This window comes from Variovorax sp. P4_B11 (assembly GCF_056402355.1).
The window spans coordinates 58,202-67,089 of the sequence record NZ_JBFUHO010000043.1; the positions used below are offsets into that span (position 1 = coordinate 58,202).

General features: G+C 66.9%; 10 protein-coding genes. 1 reads left to right on the plus strand and 9 read right to left on the minus strand.

The features are described 5' to 3' along the window. Positions 1-20: 20 nt before the first annotated feature. The 5 genes from AC1DYD_RS29160 to AC1DYD_RS29180 are packed head-to-tail and all read right to left on the minus strand — an operon-like array spanning position 21 to position 4,156. Positions 21-794: a class II aldolase/adducin family protein gene (locus tag AC1DYD_RS29160; protein WP_478176239.1), complete on the minus strand. Its 774-nt coding sequence runs from the start codon at positions 792-794 to the stop codon at positions 21-23. Further along, positions 794-1,552, minus strand: a complete 759-nt coding sequence (locus tag AC1DYD_RS29165) for an ABC transporter permease (RefSeq protein ID WP_478176240.1) — start codon at positions 1,550-1,552, stop codon at positions 794-796. Before AC1DYD_RS29165 ends, AC1DYD_RS29160 begins: the two co-directional genes overlap by 1 nt. Next, complete coding sequence (locus tag AC1DYD_RS29170) at positions 1,531-2,280, minus strand: ABC transporter permease (RefSeq protein WP_478176252.1); 750 nt, start codon at positions 2,278-2,280, stop codon at positions 1,531-1,533. Before AC1DYD_RS29170 ends, AC1DYD_RS29165 begins: the two co-directional genes overlap by 22 nt. Positions 2,281-2,285: 5 nt before the next feature. Then, positions 2,286-3,137: an ABC transporter ATP-binding protein gene (locus tag AC1DYD_RS29175; protein ID WP_478176241.1), complete on the minus strand. Its 852-nt coding sequence runs from the start codon at positions 3,135-3,137 to the stop codon at positions 2,286-2,288. An 11-nt stretch (positions 3,138-3,148) separates the two neighbouring features. Further along, positions 3,149-4,156, minus strand: coding sequence for an ABC transporter substrate-binding protein (locus tag AC1DYD_RS29180; RefSeq protein WP_478176242.1), 1,008 nt, complete (start codon positions 4,154-4,156; stop codon positions 3,149-3,151). 137 nt (positions 4,157-4,293) lie between these two features. On the opposite strand from AC1DYD_RS29180, the gene AC1DYD_RS29185 reads away from it, so the two are divergent. After that, the gene (locus AC1DYD_RS29185; RefSeq protein ID WP_478176243.1) at positions 4,294-5,742 is read left to right on the plus strand and encodes an amidase family protein; all 1,449 of its coding nucleotides are present in this window, start codon (positions 4,294-4,296) and stop codon (positions 5,740-5,742) included. Positions 5,743-5,804: 62 nt separating this feature from the next. Here the strand turns inward: AC1DYD_RS29185 and AC1DYD_RS29190 are convergent, their stop codons facing one another. The 4 genes from AC1DYD_RS29190 to AC1DYD_RS29205 all read right to left on the minus strand — a co-directional run. Continuing rightward, positions 5,805-6,665, minus strand: coding sequence for a tripartite tricarboxylate transporter substrate binding protein (locus tag AC1DYD_RS29190; RefSeq protein WP_478176244.1), 861 nt, complete (start codon positions 6,663-6,665; stop codon positions 5,805-5,807). 176 nt (positions 6,666-6,841) lie between these two features. Further along, positions 6,842-7,936 (minus strand): alkene reductase, encoded by a 1,095-nt coding sequence (locus tag AC1DYD_RS29195; RefSeq protein ID WP_478176245.1) that lies wholly within the window; start codon positions 7,934-7,936, stop codon positions 6,842-6,844. Positions 7,937-7,999: 63 nt separating this feature from the next. Beyond that, on the minus strand, positions 8,000-8,404 hold the full coding sequence (locus tag AC1DYD_RS29200) for a nuclear transport factor 2 family protein (RefSeq protein ID WP_478176246.1): 405 nt from the start codon (positions 8,402-8,404) through the stop codon (positions 8,000-8,002). 216 nt (positions 8,405-8,620) lie between these two features. Beyond that, a partial coding sequence (locus AC1DYD_RS29205; RefSeq protein WP_478176247.1) for an aldehyde dehydrogenase family protein occupies positions 8,621-8,888 on the minus strand: 268 nt, incomplete at its 5' end.

The window sequence follows — 8,888 nt, forward strand, 5'->3', positions numbered from 1 at the left end:
TCTGAGGAAAGAAGCAGGCGTCAGCGCCTGTAGTCGGGTTGGGTGCGCTCCAGCATGCGCAGGAACGCCGGCCACTCCCGGGTGCCGGGCGGCAGGATGTCGCCGGCGAATTCGGTGAACTGGCGCGCCGCCAGCGCGCTCGCTTCGGGCTGCGGGTACACCAGCGATTCGCCGGGCGCAAGACCGCCCTGCGCCAGCAGCTGCACCTTGGCCGCCTTCTCGAAGTAGTACATGAGAATGAAGGCCTCGGGAATCGTGCGGCCCACGGTCAGGATGCCGTGGTTGCGCAGCACCAGCGTGTGGTGGGGGCCCAGGTCGCGCACCAGGCGCTCGCGCTCGCCGGTCTCCAGCGCCACGCCCTCGTAGTCGTGGAAGGCGGTGTGGCCCTGGTAGCGCATCGCGAACTGGCTCAGCGGCGACAGGCCGTTCGGCATGGCCGCGATCGCGGTGCCGGCGTCGGAGTGCGTGTGCAGCACGCACAGCGCGTCGGGCCGTCCCGCATGGATCGCGCTGTGGATCACGAAGCCGGCCTGGTTGACCTCGCTGTCGGTCTCGTCCACCTTGTTGCCGTCGAGGTCGATCTTCACCAGCGACGATGCGGTCACTTCCGAGAACAGCAGCCCGTAGGGGTTGATGAGGAAATGATGCTCGGGCCCCGGCACGCGCGCCGAGATGTGGTTGTAGATCAGGTCGTCCATGCCGAAGTGCGCCACCAATCGGTAGCAGGCGGCGAGCTGGACCCGCAGCTCGGCTTCGGTCGCGGGATAGGCCGCGGGGTTGGTCTTCGTCGTCATCAACGCCACCACACCAGTTTCCGGTCGATCCAGACCAGCACGCCATAGAAGACCATGCTGGCCACCGAGGCGGCCAGTACCGCCGACCACACGCTCAGCAGGTCGACCTGCTGCGTCGATTCATAGATCATCCGGCCGAGTCCGGCATAGGCGCCCAGCATCTCGCCCACGATCGCGACGATCATGCTGCGCGGCACGCCGATGCGCAGCGCGGTCACCACCGAGGGCATGGCCACCGGCAGCCGGAGGCGCCAGACGATCTTCAGGGGCCCGGCACCGAAGCTGCGCATCAGGTTCACGGCCGCCAGGTCGGCCTGCTTCAGGCCATGCAGCGCATTCACCAGCATCGTGAAGCCGACCGCCAACGCGACCAGCGCGATCTTCGAGGCCGCGCCGAGCCCGAACCAGATCAGGAACAGCGGTGCATAGGCCACCGTCGGCACGGCGTTCACCGCCACGGCCAGCGGCATCACGATACGCTCCAGCGGCGGCGCGAGCAGCAGCAGCACCGCCACCGCCAGGCCGAGCACACTGCCCAGCGCATAGCCGCCCAGTGCCTCGCCGAGCGTCGCCGCCAGCGCCGCAGCGAGGCGGCCGGTGTCGGTGATGGCATGGCGCACGATCGCGCCCAGGCTCGGCAGCACGAAGGGCGGGATCTCGAAGAGCGCGATCGCGCCCTCCCACACCGCCAGCAGCACGATGACGCTCAGGATCACCGGCAGCACGGGCGATGCCGTCAGCTTTCGCTGCGCCACCATACGAGCCTCCTTTCCACGAAGGTGAGCAGCCCGTAGAGCAGCGCACCCATCAGCCCGCAGGCGAACATCACGACCCACAGCCGCACGACGAGATCGGCGTTCATCGCCTCCATCAGCATCACGCCCAGGCCCGTCGTCTCGCCGAACCATTCGCCGACCACCGAACCGATCAGGCTCAGGCCGATGGCCACGCGCAGGCCCACCATGATCTGCGGCAGGGCCGAAGGGACGGCGAGCTTGAAGAACATGAGGAGCCCGCCGGCGCCGAAGCTCTTCATCAGCGCGATGCGCTGCGGATCGCAGGACTTGAGGCCGCGCAGCGTGTTCACGGTGACGGGGAAGAAGGTCAGGAAGAACGCGGTCATGACCTTGGCCAGCAGCGAGTTGCCGAACCAGATGACGATGAGCGCGCCGAAGGCCACCACCGGCACCGTCTGCGACACCACGAACAGCGGGAACACCGAGCGCTCCATCCAGCGCGAATACGAGAAGGCCGTGCCGCAGGCGCAGCCGAACGCCGCGCCCAGCGCAAAGCCGAGCACGGTCTCGAGCAGCGTGCGGCCGAAGGCGCGCATCAGCTGCGGCCCGACCGACCAGGCGTCCTGCGCGATGGCGCTCAGCGCCGGCATGTAGCGCGGCGACGGCGCGAAGGCATGCACCGCGATCTCCCAGACGATCGCCAGTCCGGCGAAGGCCAGCACGGGGGAACGCAGCGCGCGTTGCATCATGGATGTCACGAAGCGCGCTCCTCCTGGGCGAAGGTCTTGCGGCTCTCCTCCTCGATCTCGGCCAGCAGCCGTTGCTTCAGGCCGATGAACTCGGGCGACAGCACGATCGACGGATCACGCGGACGCGGCAGGTCGATGGCCGTCTCGCTCTTCACCGTGCCGGGGCGCGCCGTCATGACCAGCACCTTGTCGCCGAGCACGATGGCCTCGTCGATGTCGTGCGTGATGAACAGCACCGTGCGCCGATGCCGCGCCCAGATGTCGAGCAGCCAGTGCTGCATGCGGCTGCGCGTGAGCGCATCGAGCGCACCGAAAGGCTCGTCGAGCAGCAGCAGGTCGCGCTCGAACAGGAAGGTGCGCATCAGCGCCACGCGCTGGCGCATGCCGCCCGAGAGCTGGTGCGGGTAGTGGTCGGCGAAGCCGGTCAGGCCGAACTCGGGCAGCATGGCGCGCGCACGGTCGCGCGCCTCCTTGCGCGGGACGCCTTCGACCTCGAGCGCCAGGATCGCGTTGTCCAGCACGGTGCGCCACGGAAACAGCAGGTCGCGCTGCGGCATGAAGGACACCTTGCCGAGCAGCTGGCCGTCGCGCTGCGGCGCGCCGCCGAACAGCAGCGAGCCGTCGTCGTCGGGCGGCAGCAGGCCGGAGATCATGTTGAAGAGCGTCGACTTGCCGCAACCCGAGGGCCCCACGAGCGTCACGAACTCGCTCTTCGCGATCCGCAAATTGACGCCGGACACCGCCACGGTCTGCGCCTGGCCTTCGCCGAAGCGCTTCCACACGTTGACCAGCTCGAGCATCGGCGGCGCGGCATCCGCCGCGGCCGGCAACCTCACTTCGTGGGGCATGAACTTCATGGCATCGCGGCTCAGAACTTCTTGTCGCCGGCCGGCACCTTGGCCCAGAAGCTGGCGTCGTAGGCCTTGGCGAGATCGGTCGGCGCCTTCAGCGCCTTGTACTCGACCATCTGCGCCTGCATCTTCTCCACGGTCGGCAGGTCGATGGCGAGAATGCCGTCGCTGCTGCCGCGGCCGGCCTTCACCAGCTTCTCGAACTCGTCGAGCATCGCCTCCTGGTGGGCGCGGTTCAGGCTGGGCGAGGCGGCCATGACGATGTCGATGGCTTCCTTCTTGTTCTGCAGCGCGTACTTCCAGCCCTTGATGGTGGCATTCATGAAGGCCTGCACCTGCTTCGGATTCTCGTTGCGGTACTTCTCCGACACGAGCACCGTGTCCTGCTGCACGATCACGCCGTAGTCGTCGGGCTTGATCAGCGTGAGCCTGTCGCCGAGGCCCTGCTCCTTGAGCGTGTTGAGCTCGTTGTAGTAGGTGGCGGCGGCGACGTCGAACTGCTTCTCGACGAAGGGCGCCAGCGAGCCGGACTGCGGCACGATGGTCAGCTCGGACTGCTTCACGCCGGCGGAGGCCAGCATCGAATAGAGCGTGTACTGGGTGCCGGTGAACCAGGTCGCGACCTTCTTGCCCGCGAAGTCCTTCACCTTGGTGATGCCCGAATCCTTGTAGGTGACATAAGTGAAGGGCGTGGTCTGCACCGTCACGCCGATGCACACGAGAGGCAGGCCCTTCTCGCGGGCGAAGAGCACCGTCTCCGTGCCGCCGGCCAGACCGAAGGTGTCGTTGCCGGAAGCAACGAGGGTCTCGACATTGAGGTTCGGGCCGCCCGGGTTGATGGTCAGATCGAGCCCACCCTCTTCATAGAAGCCCTTGGCCTTCGCCACGAAGAACCCGGCGAACTGCGCCTGCGCCAGCCACTTGAGGCGCACCGACACCTTCTCCGCAGCGGACGCGGGCAGGGCCGCCAAGAGAGCCGCCGACACAGCGACGGCGGTCAGGATACGCAAGGACTTGAATGACATGGGGAGGCCTCATGGATACAAAAACTAGATCTAGCAGTATCCATGCCATGTGTTTTTCGGCCTCTTCCGGCCAAGATTTCGTCGAATTGGCCCGAAACATGCACTTCGTCGCCCACGCCGCCCCAAATTGAACCGTGATGAACCGAATGCATGCGCTGACCGATCTTTCCGCCCGCGAAGCCGCCGAACGGATGCACCGAGGCGAGCTCGCCGCCAGCGCCTATGCCGAGGCGCTGCTCGAGCGCGCCGAGGCCATCGCCGAGCTGGGCGCCCTGATCCATAGCGATCCGGCACGCCTGCGCCGCGAGGCTGCCGCGCTCGACGCCGGGCCGCCGCCGGCGCCCGGCCATCGCCCGCTTCATGGCCTCCCGCTCGCCTTCAAGGACAACATCGACGTGGTCGGCTTCCCCACCACCGCCGGCAGCCCGTGGATGGCCGACCACCGGCCACGCCGCCCCGCCGGCGTGACGCAACGCCTGCTGGACGCGGGTGCGCTGGTGCTGGGCAAGACGAACCTGCACGAGTGGTCGCAGGGCGTCACCGGCCACAACCACGCCTTCGGGCCCTCGCGCAATCCCTTCGACAGCTCGCGCATCAGCGGCGGCTCCAGCGGCGGCAACGCCACGCTGCTCGGCATGCGTGCCGCGCCGGTGGCGATCGGCACCGACACCGGCGGCTCGGTGCGCGTGCCGGCTGCACTGTGCGGACTGGTCGGCTTCCGGCCGACCACCGGTCGCTGGCCAGGCGACGGCCTGGTACCGATCTCTCCGACTTTCGATACCGCAGGCGTCATGGCGCGCAGCGTGGACGACTGCGTGCTGATCGACCATGCAGTCGCCGACGGGCCGCTTCGGATGGCATCGACCCCGCTGGCGGGCCTGCGCCTCGGGGTGCCCGGCGGCTATTTCTGGGAACAGATCGACCCTCCCGTGGCAACGCTCGCGCAGCAGTCGCTGGCCCGTCTGCGCAACGCCGGCGCCGTGCTCGTGCCCTGCGATCTGGCCGAAGCCGGCGCACTCTTCCAGGAGGGCTCGATGTCGATCTCACTGCACGAGATCCTGCCCGCGCTCGGCGCCTATTTCGCGCGCCACGAGCGGCCGTTCGACGCCCGCAAGCTCACCCGCGCGATCGTGAGTCCCGACGTGCGGCCGCTCTTCGAGCGCCTGTTCGGCGCGGGCGCCATCACCGCCGAGGCCTACGCACACGCGCTCCACGAATTGCGGCCGCGCATGCAGGCGGCCTATCGCCATTGCTTCGCGCGGCATGGCATCGCCGCGCTGCTGTTTCCGACCAGCCCGCTCACGGCCGCGCGACTGGGCGAGGACGTGGAGGTCACCGTGTGCGGACGCCCGGCCTCGGCCTTCTCGGCCTACATCCGCAATACGGGCCCCGCGGGCATGGCGGGGCTGCCCGCCCTGAGCCTGCCGATGGGCCAGACCCAGGACGGCCTGCCTGCCGGCCTGGAGCTCACCGGACCGGCTGCATCGGACACCGCGCTGCTCGGCGTCGCGCTGGGAATCGAGGCGGCGCTGCCTGCGGCGCCGGTGGCGCCTGCGTTGAGGCGCTGGGCCGCGCCGATGGTGTGAGCCCGCCCCAGCTCACCCAGCCCGCATCGAATCGAAAAGCTCGATTCAGTGGGAAGGATCAGTCATTCAATGCGAATGTTGCTTCGCAGGATGACCTTGCCCCACGCGTCCGAGTCTTTGGCCAGGAAGGCAGCGAACTCTTTCGGCGTGCCTCCCACCGGGACCTGCGTGAAGTCCATCACCTTCTGGCGATACGCCGGACTCGATGCGATCCCCTGCATCACGCCGGCCAGACGCTGAACGACCTCTGGCGGTGTCCCGGTCAGTGCGAAGATCCCGTTCCACGAGTAAAGCGGCGGCCCGAAATTCAGCTCCGCGAGCGTGGGCACATCGGGCAGTTGGGGCAGCCGCTCGCGCGCCGACACCGCCAGCGGCCGAAGCTTGCCTGTTTGGATGTGCGGCATCGCCATCGCGGTCACTTCGAGAGCGCTGTCCACCCGACCGGCAACGATGTCCATCAGTCCACCATCCTTGTAGGGCACGTGCGTCATCGTCGCGCCGTTGGATTGGAGAATCTGCAACACCGCGACGTGGTTGGGGGAGCCCTCGCCATAGGAGGCGTAGCTCAGCGTTCCAGGCTGTGCCTTGGCAGCCTGCAGCAGATCGCGCAAATTGCGATACGGCGAGTCGGCTCGAACGATCCACACGAACGGCACATCCAGCAGGTGGATGATCGGGATGAAATCCGAGGCCTTGTACGGCAGCTTCTTGAAAAGGTGCGGGTTCAACGAGATCGACGGGGCCAGGCCATAGAGCAAGGTATACCCGTCGGCCGGTGCGGTGGCCACGGCCTGAGCGCCAATGATGGAGCTTGCCCCGGGCCGATTGTCCACGATGACCGGCTGTCCAAGCTCACGCCCGGCACGTTCTGCGATGAACCGTGCCATCGCGTCGGCAGACGTGCCTGCGGGCAGCGTCACCACCAGGCGAATCGGCCTCGAAGGATACGGCGTCTGCGACCAAAGGCATGAACAGCCGAAGGTGCTCAGCCCCGCAGCAGCCAGTCCCCGCAAGGCAGACCGACGAGAGACGGTATGTCCGGAAGGCTTGTTCTCTGAACTCAGGAATGTGGCGTTTTTCATGTGGCGGAACGGCGGCGTCACGCGTCGTCGTCGAGGAATGGGTAGTCGGTGTATCCACGATGATCGGGCGAATAGACGGACGCCTCGTTCAAGGGGGTCTGGGCGGCACCGGTCTGCAATCTCCGCGGCAGATCGGGGTTGGCGATGAAAGGCCGGCCGAAGGACACCAGATCGGCGTGCGAATCCAAGGCGGCCTCCGCCTGCGCCCGGGTGCGCAATCCATTGTTCGCGACGTACAGGCCGGAAAAGCAGCGGCGGCTCGATGCATAGTCCACTGCGTGCGTCGCGGGCCCGCTCGTGGTCGAGCCTTCGACGATGTCGACGTAGCAGATCTTCAGCTCGCTCAGGGATGCCAGCGCGGTCCGCAGCAGCAGCTCAGGGTTGGCGTCCGAGAGCCGATAGTTCGTCGGATTTGTCGGCGACATGCGGACCCCGACGCGGTCCTCGCCCCAAATCTCGCACACCGCCTCCACGACCTCCAGCAGCAATCGGCAACGATTCTGAACAGTCCCACCGTAGCCGTCGCGACGTTGGTTCGACGAATCCCGCAAGAATTGGTCGAGCAGGAATCCATTGCCCGCGTGCACCTGCACGCCGTCGAATCCCGCCTCCAGGGCCGCCTGCGCCGCGGACCGATATTCGTCCACCACACCGGGGATCTCGCCCGTCGCGAGTTCGTGTGGAACCAGAAGTGGCATTCGCCCCTGAGAAGTGCGCACGGTCGCTTCGGAGATGATCGCGGATGGCCCGATGGGCAGAGCGCCGTTTGCCTGATTCAACGGGTGCGAGTTTCGGCCGCAATGCCAAAGCTGGGAAAAGACCCGCCCACCGCGCTGATGCACTGCGTCGGTCACCTTGCGCCAACCCGCCACCTGCTCATCAGTGAAGATGCCAGGGGTGTTGGGCCAGCCTACGCCGCGTGCTGAAACCGCGGTCGACTCCGTGATGATCAAGCCGGCGCTCGCGCGCTGTGCGTAATACGCCGCATTGAGTTCCGTAGGAACGCCCCGAGGGGAGCGATCCCTGGACATCGAGGACATCACGATTCGGCTGGGCAGGACCTGCCTGCCAAACTGCACGCTGTCGAACAGGCGCTTGCGATCAGTTGGCACGATGGACCTCTCGGCGGATCGATGGCGGCAACCGGCTTCCGTACCGCGCGCGGGAGCCGGCGCTCATGTGATGCTCATTTCCAGCGGCGTGGTCTGGAACGCCAGCTGCCGCCAATGGCCATCGTGCCGCGCCCAGACCTGCATGACCCGAGAGTCGATACGCACGGTGCCGCTGCCGTCCTTGCGCACGGCGACAAGCAGTTGTCGGCCTGTCATCAGTGCCGCATCGCCCAGCACCTCGACCTTCAGGTCCGAGCGGTCGATCTGGCGGTAGTCGACGTGCGTGCCGCCGGCTCGAAAGTAGCTTTCGTAGTCGTCGGTCTGACCCTTTGCATGCACGTGCGTGAGACCGGGGTGGAGGATCTCGCGCAGGCGCGCGAAGTCGGCGCGCTTCATGGCACTGCAGCGCTGCGCTTCAAGGTCCAGCAACTGCGATTCGGTGTCAGGGGCGGTTTGGGTGGTGGTCATAGGGGTCCTTGGTCGTAAAAGATGAGTGGTGTCAGTCAAGCTGGATGCCCGTGCGCGCGACCAGTTGGGTCCAGCGGTCCTGGTCCCGCTGAAGGAGCTTGGCCGGCGCCGCGCCATCCTCATACCGAGGAACGACTTCGAGCCGCTTCGGGCGATGGGCATGAAAGATTTGTCTCCGTGTGCGTGGGTCTCGGGTCAGCAAAGTTCTTGCGGCCCTCACGTCTGGGTATAGGCCGTCTTCACCACGGTGAAGAACTCCTGCGCGTACCTGCCCTGCTCGCGCGGGCCGTAGCTCGATCCCTTGCGCCCGCCGAAGGGCACGTGGTAGTCCACCCCCGCCGTCGGCAGGTTGACCATCACCATGCCCGCCTGGCTGTGGCGCTTGAAGTGCGTCGCGTACTTCAGCGAGGTGGTGGCGATGCCGGCCGACAGGCCGAACTCGGTGTCGTTGGCCGTGGCCAGCGCTTCCTCGTAGTTCTTCACC

Excerpts from the sequence above, each read along its gene's own strand:
- AC1DYD_RS29200 (WP_478176246.1), bottom strand. The coding sequence starts at position 8,404 with ATGACCACCACCCAAACCGCCCCTGACACCGAATCGCAGTTGCTGGAC.
- AC1DYD_RS29185 (WP_478176243.1), top strand. The coding sequence starts at position 4,294 with ATGAACCGAATGCATGCGCTGACCGATCTTTCCGCCCGCGAAGCCGCC.
- AC1DYD_RS29170 (WP_478176252.1), bottom strand. The coding sequence starts at position 2,280 with ATGATGCAACGCGCGCTGCGTTCCCCCGTGCTGGCCTTCGCCGGACTG.
- AC1DYD_RS29175 (WP_478176241.1), bottom strand. The coding sequence starts at position 3,137 with ATGAAGTTCATGCCCCACGAAGTGAGGTTGCCGGCCGCGGCGGATGCC.
- AC1DYD_RS29165 (WP_478176240.1), bottom strand. The coding sequence starts at position 1,552 with ATGGTGGCGCAGCGAAAGCTGACGGCATCGCCCGTGCTGCCGGTGATC.
- AC1DYD_RS29160 (WP_478176239.1), bottom strand. The coding sequence starts at position 794 with ATGACGACGAAGACCAACCCCGCGGCCTATCCCGCGACCGAAGCCGAG.
- AC1DYD_RS29180 (WP_478176242.1), bottom strand. The coding sequence starts at position 4,156 with ATGTCATTCAAGTCCTTGCGTATCCTGACCGCCGTCGCTGTGTCGGCG.